Source organism: Candidatus Delongbacteria bacterium, assembly GCA_041675285.1.
Taxonomy (GTDB): Bacteria; CAIWAD01; CAIWAD01; order CAIWAD01; family CAIWAD01; genus CAIWAD01.
Genome location: JBAYTZ010000016.1, coordinates 1 through 17,436 on the forward strand (window position 1 = coordinate 1; position 17,436 = coordinate 17,436).

The window sequence follows — 17,436 nt, forward strand, 5'->3', positions numbered from 1 at the left end:
GAGAAGTTAAGCCCGTCCGCGCCCATGGTACTGCAGGGGTAACCCTGTGGGAGAGTAGGTCGTCGCCTGTTCTTTCTTACCAAAAGCCCGCCACAAGCGGGCTTTTGTGTGTCCGGACCATTCCCACTTTTGCTTGGCAAGTGCTAGCCTGTGCCGGACTGACTGATTGCTGCGTGGCCCGATCCCCGCTCGCGGGGCATGGTCAGGAGAGAGGCGGGATCCCGTTGAACCTGCCCTTTTCCGGCGGCTTCCGGGCCGCTTGCCTATCATGGCTGATGACGTGATTCAATCCAGACTGGAATCCCATGCGCATCCATCTACATCACATCATACCGATTCTGGCGCTGCTGGGCCTTGCTTCTACGGCCTCGGCCAATCCCCAGTTGTGGCAGATCGGCGGCTTTCCCCTGCCCATGCTGGACGCCCTGGATGGGGTGGATGGCCCGACGGATGCGGGCAACCCGGCGCGACAATCCGCCGGCCCTTGGGAACTGGGGCTCAATTGGCAGTTCCAGACCGGCGATCCCCGCCACACCACGGTGAAGCCCGTCCCGCGGACGGCAACGTATCTGCCCAAGAGCGCCGGCCTGCGCGGCGGCTGGCACGAGCTGCGCTGGCGCGCGGGTTTCCAGCAGTTGTACAATTCCCATGAAGAGACGCCGGACAGCACCGGGGCCTGGCAGGACTACGACGCCCGTCTCGAAGCGCTGGGGGTTCAGCTGGCCCTGCCCCTCCAGCTGCAAGCCATAGGCTTGCCCAACGTCGTGGTGGGGGCCGGTTGGCAACAGTACCGTCTGGTGGTGGATCAGCTCCAGTCCTGGCAATCCGCCTCCGGCAGCAACGTGACGGATTACCAGTTGGATGTGGAGCGCAAGTTGCTGGCGGATGGGTTGGAGCTGGGCCTGGACATGGTCTATCATGAAGCCCGCCTGGGGCTGGCCTGGCGCCAGGAGACCGTCTGGAATCACTGGGACGCCGAGCCGCTGAACCCGGACTCCACCCAGTTGGTGCAGGTCTGGGGCGTGCTGCCGGAACAGTGGACCCTGCGGCTGGATCTGGCGGCGCGGCCGGGTTGGCGCGTGTCCAGCCAGCTCCAGTGGACCGAGTGGAGCGCCACCCAGCTCTACCTGAAGGACCAGCTGGACGTGGGCGTGGCGGTTCACGGCGAACTGCCCCGCTGGCGCACGCGCACCCACCTGGGGTTCACTACTTCGCGCACGGGCTCCAGCCAGGTGGAAGCCTGGGGCGACAAGCGCAGCACGTGGTTCCTGCTGGCCGGGGTGGAACAGGACTTCCCCCACGGCGTCACGGCTTCGCTCAAACTGGCCGACAGCCACTTGGGCAGCGGCGCCTATCGCAAGCAGACGGTGGTGCAACTGGAGCTCCGGGCGTCCCTTCCCCGGCGCTAAGGTGCGGGAGGCAGACATGGCAAGCGAACCCGGCGCGGAGCGCCATCCCCAGTGGGAGCGGGTGGAGGCGGTGATCCGCGCCAGCATCGCCTGGGCGGACGACAAGGACCTGGCCCTGCTCTACGATTCCCTGGTTCCGGACGCCCGCCTCTTTCTCTTCCACCCCGACGACGAGAGCACCATCGCAGGCTTTCCGGCCTTCCAGGAAATGGCCGAGCGCGTCTTCCTGAACCCGGCCTTCCGGGCCACGGGCTTCTGCATCCGCGAATTGCGCATCGATTTCTCCCCGGCCGGCGACGTGGCTTGGTTCTCCGCCCGGCTGGACGATCACGGCGAGTGGGACGGCCGCCCCATCGGTTGGGAGAACGCGCGCTGGACGGGCGTGCTGGTCCAGCAGGCCGGCCAGTGGAAGATCATCCAGATGCACTTTTCCCTGCCCACCGGCTGAGCCTCCTTCGAGTTTCGCCCGTCTCGCGACATTCCGAACAACAACCGAACAAAGCTGGAAACTCTGTGATGCAGTTCACATCCCGGAGGTGTGCAGCTTTGGCTGGGCGACTTGTTAATTTCTTGCCTTTAGCTTAAGCTGGGCCCCTTCTGAACCGATCTTCAGAATCCGCGCCCTCCGGGGCGTGCCGGGACAGGACGCAGGTACAGCTTCAGGAGCACGCATGCAGGCAGGACGCACGATGTTCACGTGGGCGGCGGCACTGGCCCTGGGATTGACCAGTGGCGCGGCGCGGGGGCAGGAGATCACCGAGCCGTTGACTGCTGGTGAACGCCAGGCGCTGATCGATTTCTACACCGCGCTGGACGGCGACAACTGGGTCAACCATTCGGGCTGGAAGGATGCCCAGGGGGAGTTCAGCCCGCCGGGCACCGAGGATACCTGGTACGGGGTGGACCTGGGCTGGGTGGGCGAAAGCATGCCGGGCGAGCCGCCCTCCGTGACCCACCTGGCCATGAGCGACAACCACCTGAGCGGCCCCATCGACGAACTGCTGGAGCCCTTCACCAACCTGGTTAGCGTCACCTTCCTGCGGGAACCCGGCCTGACGGGGCAGCTCCCCAACCTGCTGGGGCATCCGTACTTGGTCAACCTGGCTTTCGTGGAGTGTGGACTCAGCGGCGGCCTGCCCACCACGGCGGAGGGCCACGTCGCCCTGCCCCTGCACTTGCAGGGGCTGGATCTGCGCGGCTGTGCCCTGTCGCTGGATTGGAGCCAGCTGCTGACCATGGTGTGCCGGGATGACCTGCAAACCCTGGATCTGCAGGACATCCCCCTGGGCGGCACCCTGCCCGACTTGCGGGCGGAGTTCCCCTCCCTGTGGAGGCTGGACCTGCAAAACACGGGCATAGCCGGACCGCTGCCCGCCCAGCTGCCGGAGCACATCACCCAGTTGGATCTGTCCGCAAACGCCCTGCTGGGGCCCATTCCCCCTGCCTGGGGCGAGGCGGAGGACTTGCAGATCCTCTGGCTGCAGGGCAACCGGCTCTCCGGCGAGCTGCCCCTTTCCTTGCTGAACCTGACGAACCTGGCCCCGTCCGGCGGGCTGAACTTCAACTTCAACGCGCTGGAGACGAACGACAACGGGTTGTGGTCCTTCCTCGTGGACAAGTGCGGACCTGTCACCCTGCCCGACGGCACCTTCCTGGGCGACTGGCGCGAACGCCAGACCACGCGGCCCGCGCAGGTGACCGCCTGGCCCACGGGTGACGGCCACTTGCGCGTCAGCTGGACCGACGCCCCCAACGCCTGGCAGGACGGATTCTACCGCATCGAACAGAGCCCTGACGGCGAGAGCTGGACCCCGCTGGCGGAAACCCAGGACCGCTCCCAGACCGAGCTGCTCGTGACCTTCGACGAGCGCCGCCTGCGCCACCACTTCCGGGTCGCCACGGTATCACGGCCCTTCAGCCAGAACGCCAACGAAGTGGCCAGTCTGCCGCGTGCCGGCGTCTACAGCCACGCGCTGTTCTACGACGACTTCGAGGAGCCCCAGGCCTGGAGCCTGAGCGGCGACTTCGCCATCGGCGCGCCGCTGCCGGGCAACGGGGCCGCACAGGCCTGGTCGGGAACGGCCGTGCTGGGAAGCAACCTGGCCGGCGCCCACGCGGACAACCAGGGGCCGGCCGAGGCCGAGGCGATCACGCCGTCCTTCTCCTGCGCGGGGAAGTCCCACGTCAAGCTCGCCTTCCGTTCCTGTTCCCAGTTCGACGGCTTCAGCGGCGACCTGGGCAGCGTGGACGTGTCGGTGGGCGGCGGCCCGTGGCAGAATCTGGAAGTGCTGAATCACTTCGCCGAGGATGGCTGGGACCGCCATTGGGTGGATCTCTCGCCCTACGTGGACAACCAGTCCCAGGTGCGCGTGCGCTTCGCCTACACCAGCGACGGCAGCTTCGGCCTGGACGGCTGGAACCTGGACGAGGTGGCGGTGGTGGCGCGTCCCACCGTGTCCGGCATCTTCACCGTGGATCCCGCCGGCACGCTGGGCTCCAACTTCGCCACGCTGGACGACGCCTTCGCCTACTTCAACTCTGTGGACCTGGCCGGCCCGGTGGTGGTGGAAGTGGTCGCGGGCGCCGAGTTCGAGGAGGACCTGGAACCGCTGTTCGTGAAGGGCAGCCAGGATCGTTCGCTGACCTTCCTGCGCTCCGGGGCGGGGGCCAACCCGCTGCTGCGCTCCGCCGGCGGCGCGGGCTACCACGATGCTGTGCTGAAACTGCGCGGCGCGGACTGGGTGGCCTTCGAGGGAATCGACGTGGAGGCCGGCGAACAGGTGGAGCACGCCGTGCAGCTGCTCAACCGCGCCGGTGACGACGGCTGCGCCCATGTGTCCCTGCGCGACCTCGCTGTCCGCGGCGGACGCCTGGCGGGCGTGTTCAGCGGAACCATGTTCCAGCCGCTGGCCGACAGCGGCGCCAACAGCCACCTCTCCCTGGAGCGGTTGACGGTGGATGGTTCCGCCACCGCCGTGCTGCTGGACAACAACTGGAGCAACGAGCACATGGACGTGGACAACCTCATCCGCGACTGCGTGCTGGGAACCGCGGCGGAAGGCCTGGGCAGTCTGGAGGAGTTGGGCAGCGGTGTGCGCGTCCAGGGGCAAAACGGCCTGCGGGTGGAGGGTTGCGAGGTTGCCCACGTGCGGGGCTTCATGGCCACTGGCCTGGACCTGCTGGGGGCGAATCTCCACGTCGCGGGCAACCGGATCCACAGCCTGGACGGCGGCTGGCGCGTGACGGGCATCCGCGCCCAGGGCGCCAAGCTCTACAACAACATGGTCGCGTTGGCGGACAGCAGCACGGGCGCCGAAATCATCGGCATCGCGCTGGAGGACGGGTACAACTCCTTCTGCGACTTCAACAGCGTGCGCGTTGAAGGCGGCGCGCAATCGACGACGGATTGCCTGCACCTGCCCGAGTCCGCTCCGGCGCGCGTCTCCAACAACATCCTGGTCAACCTGACGCCCGACCAGGAGGCGGGCTGGCACCACGCCGCCATCTCCGTGGTCGGCACGCCCTACTTCACCAGCTCGGGCTCCGTCTGCGACGCCAACCTGTTCCACGTGCCCTCGGCGACGGGGGGCGGCGTGGGCTTCGACCGCTACATCCAGCAGCCGCTGGTCGACCTGGCGGCCTGGCGCTCCACCTCGGGCGAGGACCAGATCAGCCACGTGGGGGATCCGCGCTTCGCCTCGGAGACGGATTTGCACCTGCGCAACGACCAGCCCACGCCGGCGGAGGCCGCGGGTCTGTGGCTGCAGGGAGTGGAAAACTACCCCTGGCTGGCCGCCGACCTGGACGGCGAGCCGCGCAACCCCGCGCAGCCGGACATCGGCGCCGACGAGGGCGACTTCGCAATCCCCTCGGAGCTGCCGTGGGAGCCGTACGCCTTGTCGCCCCAGCCGGGCGAAAGCGCCGTGGACCTGCGTCCCGAACTGAAGATCAGCTGGAGCTGGGACAACACCCACCCCGTCCTGTGGACCGAGTTCTACCTGGGCACCGACTCCAGCGCGGTGGCCGCCTGCAACGCGAGCGTGCGCGTGCTGGCCGACGGCACGGCGCAGTCCCGCTGGACGCCGGCCACGCCGCTCAGCGAGACCACGCGCTACTTCTGGCAGGCGCGCACCGGCAACTGGAGCGGCTCCACGCCGGGCGGAGTCTGGTCCTTCACCACCGCGGGCGTGGTGGCCCAGTTCCCCTTCTGCGAGTCCTTCGACGAGTCGGTACCGCCCGCCGGCTGGACCAGCCGCCTGAACCAGGCCTTCGACGGAGGGCTGAACGGCGCGAACCTGCAGCCCACCTGGGGCATGGGATGGTCCCTGACCACGGATCCCTCCTTTGTGCAGGAAGGAAACGGCGCCGCCTACATCAGCAGCTGGATGATGCCGGCCTACTACTGGCTGCTGACGCCCGCGCTGCGCCTGCCTGAGGGCGGCGAACTGAGCTTCCGCCTGCGCTTCGAGCACAGCGAAGGCCAGCCCACGGCCCTGCACCTGCTCTGCGACGACGGCTCCGGCTGGAGCCTGCTGCGCAGCTGGGACGGCCCGGAGGACGCCTGTGACCTGGCCGTGACACAAACCGTGTCCCTGCCCGGGGGGGCCAATCAGCGGCTGGCCTTCGTCTACGACGCCAGCGCCCAGGGCACGCCCGTGGCCGTGGACGCGCTCTGCGTGACGGCGGGCTCCTTCGCCCACCAGTCGCCCGAGCTGACCATCAAGCTGCTGCCCGACGGCCAGGCGCGGCTGGACTGGACGGCCGTGCCCGGCGCGCTGGGCTACCGCGTCTACACCACGACGGATCTGACGGAGCCCGTGGACTGGAGTCCCCTGTTCGACGTGCCCGCCGCCAGCCCCACGCTGGATGTGCCGACGGTGTCCGCCAAACGCTTCTACCAGGTGCGCGCGCTGGACTGATCTGCCTCAACAGCAGAGCCCATGGCGCCCGGGCGGAATTCCGTCCGGGCGTTTCCTTGGGTCGGCCAGGCGCGGGCGCCGCGCGGGGGATTCGGGCGCAGTCCTATCTTGGCGCCCAGTTCCAGTCAGGCCAGCCGGGAGGAATCATGCTGCGCTGCCCCGCTTGTCACACGACGACCCAGCCCCTGCGCCATCTGCTGGTGACGGCGCGCCGGCCCTACCGCTGCAGCGGCTGCGGAGCCGAGTACATCCACGCGGGACTCGATCTGTCGCGCTTCGCGCTCTTCTTCGTGGTCTGGCTGCTGGTCTACCAGGTGCTGCAGCTGCTGGCCTGGCCGCTGCCCCTGCGGCTGGCGGCGGTGGCCGGGGCCGCCGTGCTGGTGATCTGGCTGCTGCTGCCCCTGCGTCCGCTGCACGCGGAATCCGAGCCCGAGGCGGGGCCGGAGGAGGAGGTGTGAGTCGTGCCGGTCGGCGCAGGCCGCTGCGGGACGCCCTCGCGGCGCGGTTGCGGCGCGAGGCCCTCACCATCTGGTACGTGGCCCGGGATCCGCGCACGCCAAAGATCGCCCGCTGGGTGGCCCTGGCGACGGCTGTTTACGCCCTCAGCCCTCTCGACCTCATCCCCGATTCCATTCCCGTTCTGGGTCTGCTGGACGACCTCCTGCTGTTGCCTTTCGGGCTCTGGCTGGCCCTGCGGCTGACCCCGCCCGAGGTCGTGGCGGATTGCCGGCGCCGCGCGGCGGAGTCCTCTGATCGTCCGACCATCGGGATGGTGAGTCGCTGGATCTTGCTCGGCTGGGCCGTGGGTCTGGCGCTCTTCGTCTGGCTGGCGCTGTCCTTCTTCTGACCTTGCGCCGGCGGCATGAAAAAGGCCCGACTCCTGCGGGAGCCGGGCCTTGGCGTCTCACGGATTCGCAGCCTACTTGCGCAGGCGCAGGAACTCCCGCTCAAAGAAGAAGAAGCCGGTTTCCACCAAGCCGTTCTCCGGGCTGTCGCTGCCGTGCACGGCATTCTCGCCGATGGACTCGGCGTAGAGCTTGCGGATGGTGCCCTCGGCGGCCTCCTTGGGATTGGTGGCGCCGATGATCCCGCGCATGCGGGCCACCGCGTTCTCGCCCTCGATGGCGATCACCACCACCGGCCCGCGGGTCATGTACTCCACCAGCTCGCCGTAGAAGGGGCGCTCCTTGTGGATGGCGTAGAAGTGCTTGGCGTCCTCGGGGCTGAGCTTGACCTTGCGCAGGGCGATCATGTCCAGGCCCGGCTGCTTCTCCAGGATGGAGAGGATGTCGCCGATGTGGCCTTTTTCCACCGCATCGGGCTTGATGATCATCAGGGTGCGTTCCATCTCAATCCTCGCTACTGTGGCGCGCGCTGCGCCGGGTTGTTGGTTATCCGTGTCTCACGCGAACCCGCCGCTACTGCAGTAGCTCGGCCATCATGGCGCCGATGTCCGCCGGGTTTTGGGCCACGTGGATGCCCGCGGCCTTGAGCGCGGCCATCTTCTCGGAAGCCGTGCCCTTGCCGCCGCTGATGATCGCGCCGGCGTGGCCCATCCGCCGGCCGGGCGGGGCCGTCTGCCCGGCGATGAAGCTCACCACCGGAATCTTGATGTGCTCGGCGATGTAGGCCGCGGCCTCTTCCTCCGCGCTGCCGCCGATCTCGCCGATCATCACGATGCCCTTGGTGTCGGGGTCGTTCTTGAAGTGCTTCAGGATGTCCGTGAAGGTGCTGCCGATGATCGGGTCGCCGCCGATGCCCACGCACGTGCTCTGCCCGATGCCCCGCGCGCCCAATTGGCCCACGGCCTCGTAGGTCAGGGTGCCGCTGCGGCTGATCACGCCCACGTGGCCGGGCGAGTGGATGAAGCCCGGCAGGATGCCCAGCTTGGCTTGGCCCGGCGTGATCAGGCCCGGGCAGTTGGGGCCGATCATCACCGTGCCGGAGGCGTTCAGGGCCTCCTTGACGGGGATCATGTCGCGCACGGGAATGCCCTCCGTGATGGTCACCAGCAGGCGGATGCCCGCCTCGACGGCCTCCAGGATGGCGTCCGCCGCGAAGGGCGGCGGCACGAAGATGATGCTGGTGTCGGCGCCCGTCTCGCGCACGGCGTCGCGCACGGTGTCGAAGACCGGCCGGCCCAGGTGCTGCGTGCCGCCCTTGCCCGGAGTCACGCCGCCCACCACGGTGGTGCCGTAGTCGATCATCTGCTCGGCGTGGAAGGAGCCCTCGCCGCCCGTGAAGCCCTGCACGATGACCTTGTTGGCTTTCGTCAGAAGGATGCTCATCTCAGGTCTCCTCAGTTGCCGCGCGCGGCGTTGACCACCTTCACGGCGGCGTCCTGCAGGTCGTGGGCCACGATCAGGTCGATGCCGCTGGTGCGCAGCATCTCGGCGGCCTCCTCGTGGTTGGTGCCGGCCAGCCGGACCACCACGGGCACCTTGAGCCCCACCTTTTTGACGGCTTCGATGACGCCGCCCGCCACGCGGTCGCAGCGCACGATGCCGCCGAAGATGTTCACCAGGATGGCCTTGACGTTGGGGTCGGAGAGGATGATGTGGAAGCCCGCCTCCACTCGCTGGGCGTTGGCGCCTCCGCCCACGTCCAGGAAGTTGGCCGGCTCGCCGCCCACGTGCTTGATGATGTCCATGGTGCCCATGGCCAGCCCGGCCCCGTTCACCATGCAGCCCACCTCGCCGTCAAGCTTGATGTAGTTGAGGTCCCACTTGGCGGCCTCGATCTCGTTGGGATCCTCCTCGGCCAGGTCGCGCAGCTCCTGATAGTCCTTGTGGCGGAAGAGCGCGTTGTCGTCGAAGTTGACCTTGGCGTCCAGGGCCAGCACGCCGCCGTCCTGGGTGGAGACCAGCGGGTTGATCTCGAAGAGGCTGGCGTCCGTGGCCTCGTAGGCCCGGGCCAGGGCCAGGAAGGTCTTCACGGCGGCCTTGTGCGCCTCGCCGGCGAGGCCCAGCCCGAAGGCCAGCCGCCGGGCCTGGAAGGCCTGGAAGCCCGTGCGCGGGTCGATGGCCTCCTTCAGGATCTTCTCCGGCGTGTGTTCGGCCACCTTCTCGATCTCCATCCCGCCCTCGGTGGACACCATGAAGGTCACGCGGCTGGTCTGGCGGTCCAGCACCAGGCCGGCGTAGTACTCGTGCTCGATGGCGCAGCCCTGCTCGATCCACAGGCGCCGCACTTTTTGGCCGGCGGGGCCCGTCTGATGTGTCACCAGCTGCATGCCCATGATCTGGACCGCGTGCTCCTGGCACTCCGCCCGGCTGCGCGCCAGCTTGACGCCGCCGCCCTTGCCGCGCCCGCCGGCGTGGATCTGGGCCTTGACCACCACCACCGGACGCTGGAGCGCGTCCCAGGCGCGGCCTGCGGCCTCGCGCACATCCTCGCCCTCCAGGATGGCCATGCCGCTGGGCACGGGCACGCCGAAGCGCTTGAGGATTTCCTTCCCCTGGTACTCGTGAATCTTCATGTGAACCCCTGTCGATGTATCACCCGGCGCGCGCCGGGTCCCTTGCCGATCCAACGATGCTGTCGATTGTCTCTTAGCGCGTGATGAAGGTGCCGCCGCGGCCGTGCAGCGCGTCCTCCACGCCGCTGAAGTCGGTGATCACGCAGCGCTCGCCGCCGCCCTCGATGAACTGGATCGCCGACTCGATCTTCGGTCCCATGCTGCCGGCCGGAAACTGGCCCTCGGCCAGGCCCCGCCGCGCCTCGGCCACGCTCAGCGTGTCCAGCTCCCGCTGGGTGGGCTGCCCGAAGTCCACGGACACCCGGCGCACGCCGGTCAGGATCATCAGCTCCCGCGCGCCCAGCTGGTTGGCCAGCAGGGCCGAGCAGCGGTCCTTGTCGATCACCGCGTCGACACCCTCCAGGTGGCCCTTCTCGTCCAGGTAGCAGGGGATGCCGCCGCCGCCGCCGGCGATGACGATCACGCCCGCGTCCACGAGCTGCTTCAGCACGCGGATGTTGACGATTTCCAGCGGGCGCGGGCTGCCCACCACGCGGCGCCAGCCGCGGCCGGAATCCTCGCGCAGCGTCCAGCCGTATTCCTGGCGGAATTGCATGGCTTCGGCCACCGTGAAGAACTGCCCCACGTATTTGGTGGGCTCCAGCAGGGCGGGGTCCTTGGGGTCCACCAGCACCTGGGTCAGCAGGGTGGCCACCGGCCGCTCGAGCTGATGATCGTGCAGATAGTTCTGCAGGCTCTGCTCGATCATGTAGCCGATGGAACCCTGGGTGTCCGCCACCAGCACGCCCAGCGGCGTCTCCGGCACGACGCTGAGCGAGAGCTCCACCCGGCGCAGCAGCTTGCCCACCTGCGGACCGTTGCCATGGGTGATCACCAGCCGCACGCCGGCTTCGAAGAGCGGCTTTAGCGCCTGGAGGCTGGCGCGGGTATTGGCGAATTCGTCGTAGATGGTGTCGCTGGAGCGGGTGGAAATGGCATTTCCGCCCAGTGCGATGACCAGGGTGCGTTCGCTCATGGTTTCCTTGGACTTGGTTGGCTTCAATATAGTGCAGGAGCCGTCCGGAATGAAGGGCCAGCCCGGCCCGAACCGTCGCGGAAAGTCTTGTGGAACGGCGATTTCCGCTCAATCTTTGGTCAAGATCCGCCGATGTATTCAGGGCATTGGAAGGGGGGGAAACCTGCCATGCACTGGATCGAAGCCCGAACCCTCATCCGCCTTGAGCGCCGCCGCCGGGTGCGCCCGGGCCGCCCGGAGTCCGTCCCCGCAGCGCGGGAGGCGCGGCATGTGGCGTGAGATACCGCGCCGCTTCCGGCGCCGGCTGGCCTACAAGGTCTTCCTGCCTTCCCTGCTGGCGGCGGGCCTGGCCACCACGCTGGGCGCCACACTGCTCCAGCGCCGGCTGCTCGCGGATCACCGGCAGGACCTGCATCAGCACGGTCAATCCCTGGTGCAGATCCTGGCCAGCGGGGTGGAGAACCTGAGCCGGCGCAGCGATCTCGAGCGTTTCCTGGGCGTGGCCGGCACCGACCGGTTGGTGCAGGGAATCTGGCTGGTGAACGGGGAACCGCCGCAGGTGGTGGCCTCCAGCCATCCCGGGGAGGACGGCCTGTCGCTGGCTGAGCTGATACGGCGCCGGCCGGTCCTGGCGGAAGGCGGCGACCTCTCCGCCGGACGCCCGGTGCAAGGCGGCCTGCTCTTCCGGCGCCCCCTCGGCCTCACCCGGGCCCTCAAGGCGCAGGGTCTGGAATCCAGCCACCTGCTGGTCCTGGTGGACCGGCGCCCGATGGAGCAGCGTCGCACGAGTCTGTCGGGGCAGTTCCTGTTGGCCCGGGGCGGCGTGCTGGTCCTGCTGCTGTTCAGCCTGGGGATCGTGATCCATCGGCAGGTGCTGCGGCCGCTCTCCAGCCTGGAGGACCAGATCCGCGAGGTGGAGAACGGCGCCCCGCCGGAGCAGATCGAGTTGTCCAGCGAGGACGAGGTGGGTCGCTTGGCCCAAACCGTACGCCGGGCGCTGAGCGACGTGCGGGTCGAGCGCTCGCGCTTCCACCTGCTGGCCGAGCGCAATCCCGGGGTGATCTACCGCTGCCGCAACGACGACAGCTGGACCATGGAGTACATGTCCCGGGCGGCCCTGGAACTGACGGGGCACCCGCCCGAGGACTTCATCCGCAATGCCCGCCTGGAGTACGAGTCCGTGATCCACGCGGAGGACCGGGACAAGGTCCGGGAGGGCGTGGCGCGCGGCCTGGCCGGGGATCGCAGCTGGGACATCGAGTACCGCGTGGTCCACGTCGACGGCAGCCACCGGACGGTGCGCGAGCAGGGCCGTGGCCACGTGGATCCCGACACGGGCGAGTGGGTGCTGGACGGGATCATCCTGGACCAGTCCCAGCGTCGCCAGGAGGAGCGGCTCACCCGGCGGCTGACGGAGCTGGAGCAGGTGCGCCAGGCCGGTCTGCTCACCATGGCCGGCAGCGTGGCCCATCACTTCAACAACCTGCTCACCGGGCTGTTGGGCAGCCTGGAACTGGCGCAGTTGAAGCTCGATCCGACCAGCGAAGTCAGCCAGGAACTGCAGCACTGCCAACAGATCGGGCAGCGGGCCGCCGCCCTCAGCCGCCTGATGCTGCTCTACGTGGGCGAGGGTGCGCGCGAGCTGCGGCCCCTGCTGCTGGGCCCCTTCGTTCAGGGCCACTTGGCGGGCCGCCGCCGCGCCGGCCGCTTCTGCCCGGTGCCGGAACACGAGGGAACGCCGGACCACGGCCGCTTGGCGGGACACGAGGAACTGCTGGGCGAGTTGCTGGACCGGCTGCTGGAGAATGCGGAGGAGGCTTCCCCGGACCAGCGGGAACAGATCCGCCTGCGCGTGGGAACCCGGCTCTTCCGCGAGGACGACCTGCCCGGGCCGCGGCTGCCGCTGGAGCCCGATCCGGCCGGGAACCCCTTCCTCGAGATCGTCGATCAGGGCGAGGGCATGGACCCGGAGGTGCTGGAGCGGGCCTTTGATCCCTTCTTCACCACGCGCTTCACCGGACGCGGCCTTGGCCTGGCCGCGGTGACGGGCATCGTCCGCCTGCACCGGGGCGGTCTCTATTGCGTCAGCGCCCCCGGCGCGGGCACGCGCGTCCTCGTGCTCTTCCCGCGTCACACAAGTGGCTAGCCGCTTGGTTTGGGCGCCTTGGAATGGCCGCCTGCGGCAGCTTTTACAGTCGCTTGCGCAGCTCTCCCAGCAGCAATTCCGGATCGATGTCGTGGACGGCCGCGGCCTGGATCACGCTCTCCGTGCTCTGGCCCGGACAGGAGAAACAGCCGTCGCCGAAGAACAGGCGGATGGTCTCCTCGAGCTGCGGATGGCGCGCCAGCACCTCGCCGATGGTCTCATGTCCGGTCAAAGTGGCGTGCGGAGTGCTGACCGTGGATGGGGCGGCCGGCGGCGTTGAAGCCTTGGACGGAAGCGGCGCCTTGGCCAGCGCGGCTTCTTTGGCGGCCAGCCGCTCCCCCAGAGGCGCCGCGCCCAGCAGGGTGGCGCCCAGGTTCAGGACGAAGAGCAGCACGCCCAGGGCTGAGATCACGGCGAAGAGCGGCCGGAACTCCAGCGCGCCGAAGACCAGGCCCAGCAGGCCCAGGTTGGAAATCCAGAAGTGGGCGCCCACCAGGCGCGGCCAGCGCAATGTGGTGCCGTTGAAGCGCGGCAGGATGAAGTAGCCCACGCCGTAGACCATCATGGCCATGAATCCGAGCAACAGCAGGTGCAGGTGGGCGAAGCGCAGCAGGGCGTAGTTGCCCAGCTGGAGCGTCATGGCCACGCCCAGCGAGACCCCCAGCAGCAGCCAGACCAGGCTGGCCAGGATGAAGGACTTTGTGTCACGATCCATGCACGGCCTCCCGGGCCACCAGGCTGAGTCGGTCGTCGAAGAGCCGGCGCCCTCCCTGGCTGACCTCGGCGCGCACCAGCCGCGCGGCGGGCAACGCGGAGACGAGTCCGGCCATCCAGGCCTCGTGCCCGGCCAGGGCCAGCTCCTCCGCCAGCCCGGCCGCGCGCCAGAGTTCCGCGTGGAAGAGCAGGTCCCGGCGCACGATGAAGGCGCGCTCCCCCGCCGCCAGCACCTCGCTCACCCGGTCGCAGGGCAGGCTGGTGAGCAGCACGCGATCCACGGCCTGGAGCAGCCGGCGGGCATCCTCGCCCAGGGCCGGCTCGGCCTCCAGCAGCGCCTCGCCCACCCGCAGACCGTGACCGCGCAGGAAGGCCAGCAGCTGGGCCCGTCGCTCGGGACGGTCGGCCAGCAGCGCCCACAGTTGGCCCTCCGAGCGCAGCAGGCCTTCCAGTTGCTCCTGCAGCCAGCCGTGGATGGGCAGGGCGCCGATCAGCTCGCCCAGTTCGCCCTGGGGCAGGTCGTGGCGCAGGGTCCAGGCGGATTCGAACTCCGCGCGCTGGCCCGGGCTCATCCGCTCCCGGGCGAAGGCCGCCAGCTCCTCCTGCCGCCCGGCCACCCGGCCCAGGCGCTCGTGCATCACGTGATGGATGGGTCCCAGAAACGCGCTCATGCGATGTCCTTCTATCTATTGCTACACGACTGTAGTAGTAAAAAGTGAAATTGGATAAGAATATCCAAATCTAACTCGGCCTCTAGCCCGGAGGAGCCGGGCGCTGGCTGCCCAGCGCGGTGCGATCGCTGTCGTGCGGGGGTGGGAGGCTACTTGCGGTCCATCTGCCAGACTCCGTCCCAGCCGGTCCGCGGGCTGGCCGCCAGCAGGTCGCAGCGTGCCAGCAGGGCCCGGGCGGGGGCGTCGTCGGGGAAGCGCTCCAGGTGGGCGCGCATGGCCGCGGCCCCGGCGCTGAAGTCGCCCGTGGCGTACAAGGCCCGGGCCGCCTCGAAACTGTGACACAACTCCCCGCGCTCCGGGCCGGGCGCGAACAGTTCGTGCAGTTCCACCGGCGTCTGCTTGCCCATCACGCGCACGTGGTCCAGCAGGCGCTGGCCGAAACCCGGACCCGCGGCGGCCAGGATGTCCGGCGAGACCAGGATCCGGCAACCGTAGGATTTGGTGAGGCTCTCCAGCCGGCTGGCCAGGTTCATGGCGTCGCCGATGGCTGTGAAATCGAAGCGCAGATCGGAGCCGAAATTCCCCACCAGCACCGGTCCGCAGTGGACGCCGATCCCGATCTCCAGCTCTTCGAAGGCCGTGCCGGCGAATTCCACGCGCAGCGAGGCCAGGCGCTCCTGCATGGCCAGGGCGGCCAGCAGGGCGCGGCGGGCGTGGTCCTCCTGTTCCACCGGAGCGCCGAACAGCGCCACGATGGCGTCGCCGATGTACTTGTCCAGGGTGCCGCCCTGCTCGAGAATCAGCTGGCTCATGACGGTGAGGTAGCGGTTCAACAGGCCGCCCAGCTCCGCCGGCGGCACGCGCTCGCTCATGCTGGTGAAGGCCCGGATGTCGCAGAACAGCAGGCTGAGGGTGCGTCGTTCGCCGCCCAGGCAGAGGCGCTCCGGATGGCGGAGCAGCTCCTGCAGCACCTCCTCCGAGACGTAGCGCGAGAAGGCGCCAGCCAGCCAACGGCGCTGGCGCTCCTCGCCCAGCAGGCGCTGTACCAGCGCCCCGCCGCCGGCCAGCAGGCCCGCGCTGGCGGGCAGGGCCACGGGCAGCAGGAGTCCCCAGCCGACCAGGGCGACCAGGCTGACGGCCCAGAGCAGGCCGGCGGTGGCCACGAGCAGCAGGAGGCCCAGCCAGGCGCGACGCTGGGTGAAGGCCAGGGCCGAGGGCAGGGCGGCCAGCAGCAGCATGAGGCCGAGGCCCCTCCAACCCGTGGCGCGCAGGGGATCCCCGGCCAGCAGGTTGGAGAGGGCGGTGGCCTGGATCTCCACGCCCGGGTAGGCCGCCTGCAGGGGCACGGGCTTGAGGTCCGCCAGACCCGCCAGCGAGGATCCCACCAGCACGATTTTGTCCTGCAGGAAGCCCGGGGGCAGGCGTCCCTCCAGCACGTCGTAGAAGGAGACGGTGCGGAAGCTGCGCCAGGGCCCGCGGTAGCGCAGGAGCAGGTTGCCCCGCCCGTCGTGGGGCAGGTTGCGGCGGCCGGCGCCGCCGGGGTCGGCGAGCGTGAGGGTGCGCGGCCCGGCCTGGACTTCCAGGCCGCTCCAGCCCAGGGCGGGAATGGCCGCGGCCAGCGCCAGGGAAGGCCAGACCTGGGCGCCGAAGGAGGCCAGCAGCGGAGCGCGCCGGATCACTCCGTCCGGATCCGGCCGGGCGTTGACGAAGCCCCAGCGGGTGACGGCCTGCAGACCTGGCAGCCCGCTTTCCAACCGCTCCTGAGGCCAGAGGACGCAGCTGTCGCCGGCGAAGCTCAGGGCCGTGCCGGCCAGCCCGGCGGGCGCCGTGTGCATGGCATAGAGGAAGGCCGCGCTGTCCGCCACGCTGAAACCCGCGCCGGCCACCACGCGCCCGGAGGCCCGCAGCGCGGCCAGCAACTGGGCGTCAGCGCCGGAGTCCGGGCCCGCGTCCAGCAGCAGATCGAAGACCACGGCCCGCACGCCGCCGGCGTGGAGGCCGGTCACGAGTTCGGCCAGCCGGGCGCGCGACCAGTTGTGGAAGCGTCCCAGCTTGTCGATGCTGCGGGCGTCGATGTCGACGATGAGGATCTGGTCGTCGCCGGCGGCGGGCTTCCAGGGCAGGGAGCGTATCCGCAGGTCGGTCAGGCGGGATTCCAGGCTGTCGAACAGGCCGCGGATCGGTGTCCAGCCGGCCAGCAGCAGGCCCAGCAGGACGGCCGCCAGGCCGGCGGCGCCCGCCTTCAGCAGGCGTGTGCGGAGCTCACTCATGCAGGGCCGCGTCCCGGGCTAGATTCCAGCGCACCCAGTCGTCCAGCCGGTCCTGTTCGGCGTCGAAGCTCTCCAGCGCGTAGCGTCCGTCGGGCCGCAGCACGAAGCGCATGCCTTGTGTCACGCGCACCCACTCGTCCAGCGTGATCTCGTAGGGTCCGGGCACCGGACGCGGCCCGCCGGCGGGTCGGGGTTCGCCCGTGGGCGCCGCCGGCGCGGCCTGGCCCGTGTCGGACCCGACGGCCTGGTCGGCGCCGCCCATATCCACGCGGCCCTCGTAGACCCACATGGCCAGGCTGGAATCCACGCCGGCCTCGGCGCGGAAGATCGTCCCGCGCACGGCCATCACGGCGGTGGGGCTGCGCAGTTCCAGACCCTCGTCGCCCAGGTTGCGCAGGCGGGTCCAGAGTTGGCCGAAGAGCAGCTGCAGGCCGCCCTCGGCCGCCTCGCCCTTGCGCTTCAGGTCCGCCAGCCGCAATTGGCTGCGCTCGCCCAGCCGCACCACGCTGCTGCCCAACTGCAGTTCGGCGCGACTCTCCGGGCCGGTGCGGAGCTCCTGCTCGGCGCGCAGGGACTGGTTCAGCCGGGCCGGTGCCCAAGGCCCCGCGCCCGTGCGGCAACGCACGTCCCCGATGAAGAAGCCCAGCTTGGCCACTTCGGGCGAGGCGGATTTCGCCGGGGCTGCGGCGGCGCTTCCCAACAGAAGGAACAGCAGCAGCGGCCGGAGGAGGAATGGAAGCGTGCGCATGTGTGGTATCCCAGCTGGGGTGTGAGTGCGTGAAAGCTAGCCGAGCACGCCGGAACATGCCAGCAT

14 protein-coding genes are annotated in these 17,436 nt (G+C 69.4%); 6 read left to right on the forward strand and 8 right to left on the reverse strand.

What is annotated here, in order from left to right:
* The first annotated feature begins 305 nt into the window (after positions 1 to 305).
* The 5 genes from WC326_13570 to WC326_13590 all read left to right on the forward strand — a co-directional run bounded on the left by WC326_13570 (position 306) and on the right by WC326_13590 (position 7,175).
* Complete coding sequence (locus tag WC326_13570) at positions 306 to 1,409, forward strand: hypothetical protein (protein MFA7332093.1); 1,104 nt, start codon at positions 306 to 308, stop codon at positions 1,407 to 1,409.
* A gap of 16 nt (positions 1,410 to 1,425) precedes the next feature.
* Positions 1,426 to 1,857: a nuclear transport factor 2 family protein gene (locus WC326_13575; GenBank protein ID MFA7332094.1), complete on the forward strand. Its 432-nt coding sequence runs from the start codon at positions 1,426 to 1,428 to the stop codon at positions 1,855 to 1,857.
* 223 nt (positions 1,858 to 2,080) lie between these two features.
* Entirely contained in the window at positions 2,081 to 6,328 is a 4,248-nt protein-coding gene (locus WC326_13580) for a hypothetical protein (protein MFA7332095.1), read from the forward strand.
* Positions 6,329 to 6,474: 146 nt separating this feature from the next.
* Positions 6,475 to 6,786: a hypothetical protein gene (locus WC326_13585; GenBank protein ID MFA7332096.1), complete on the forward strand. Its 312-nt coding sequence runs from the start codon at positions 6,475 to 6,477 to the stop codon at positions 6,784 to 6,786.
* Complete coding sequence (locus WC326_13590) at positions 6,783 to 7,175, forward strand: DUF1232 domain-containing protein (protein ID MFA7332097.1); 393 nt, start codon at positions 6,783 to 6,785, stop codon at positions 7,173 to 7,175. Before WC326_13585 ends, WC326_13590 begins: the two co-directional genes overlap by 4 nt.
* A gap of 72 nt (positions 7,176 to 7,247) precedes the next feature.
* Here the strand turns inward: WC326_13590 and ndk are convergent, their stop codons facing one another.
* From ndk to arcC, 4 genes are all read right to left on the reverse strand, one after another.
* Entirely contained in the window at positions 7,248 to 7,676 is a 429-nt protein-coding gene (gene ndk, locus WC326_13595) for a nucleoside-diphosphate kinase (protein ID MFA7332098.1), read from the reverse strand.
* 70 nt (positions 7,677 to 7,746) lie between these two features.
* Positions 7,747 to 8,616, reverse strand: coding sequence for a succinate--CoA ligase subunit alpha (sucD, locus tag WC326_13600; GenBank protein MFA7332099.1), 870 nt, complete (start codon positions 8,614 to 8,616; stop codon positions 7,747 to 7,749).
* Positions 8,617 to 8,627: 11 nt separating this feature from the next.
* Positions 8,628 to 9,806, reverse strand: coding sequence for an ADP-forming succinate--CoA ligase subunit beta (sucC, locus tag WC326_13605; GenBank protein ID MFA7332100.1), 1,179 nt, complete (start codon positions 9,804 to 9,806; stop codon positions 8,628 to 8,630).
* A gap of 73 nt (positions 9,807 to 9,879) precedes the next feature.
* The gene (arcC, locus tag WC326_13610; GenBank protein MFA7332101.1) at positions 9,880 to 10,821 is read right to left on the reverse strand and encodes a carbamate kinase; all 942 of its coding nucleotides are present in this window, start codon (positions 10,819 to 10,821) and stop codon (positions 9,880 to 9,882) included.
* A 268-nt stretch (positions 10,822 to 11,089) separates the two neighbouring features.
* Between arcC and WC326_13615 the strand changes: the two genes are divergently transcribed.
* Positions 11,090 to 12,967, forward strand: a complete 1,878-nt coding sequence (locus tag WC326_13615) for a PAS domain-containing protein (GenBank protein MFA7332102.1) — start codon at positions 11,090 to 11,092, stop codon at positions 12,965 to 12,967.
* Between the two features lie 43 nt (positions 12,968 to 13,010).
* Here the strand turns inward: WC326_13615 and WC326_13620 are convergent, their stop codons facing one another.
* The 4 genes from WC326_13620 to WC326_13635 all read right to left on the reverse strand — a co-directional run bounded on the left by WC326_13620 (position 13,011) and on the right by WC326_13635 (position 17,370).
* Positions 13,011 to 13,682 carry a cbb3-type cytochrome c oxidase subunit I gene (locus WC326_13620; protein ID MFA7332103.1) on the reverse strand — a complete coding sequence of 224 codons (672 nt, stop codon included), beginning with the start codon at positions 13,680 to 13,682 and terminating at the stop codon, positions 13,011 to 13,013.
* A complete protein-coding gene (locus tag WC326_13625) occupies positions 13,672 to 14,352 on the reverse strand; it encodes a hypothetical protein (protein MFA7332104.1) in 681 nt (226 codons plus the stop codon). Before WC326_13625 ends, WC326_13620 begins: the two co-directional genes overlap by 11 nt.
* 149 nt (positions 14,353 to 14,501) lie before the next feature.
* Complete coding sequence (locus WC326_13630; protein ID MFA7332105.1) at positions 14,502 to 16,622, reverse strand: adenylate/guanylate cyclase domain-containing protein; 2,121 nt, start codon at positions 16,620 to 16,622, stop codon at positions 14,502 to 14,504.
* Positions 16,615 to 17,370: a FecR family protein gene (locus tag WC326_13635; GenBank protein ID MFA7332106.1), complete on the reverse strand. Its 756-nt coding sequence runs from the start codon at positions 17,368 to 17,370 to the stop codon at positions 16,615 to 16,617. Before WC326_13635 ends, WC326_13630 begins: the two co-directional genes overlap by 8 nt.
* Between the last annotated feature and the right edge of the window lie 66 nt (positions 17,371 to 17,436).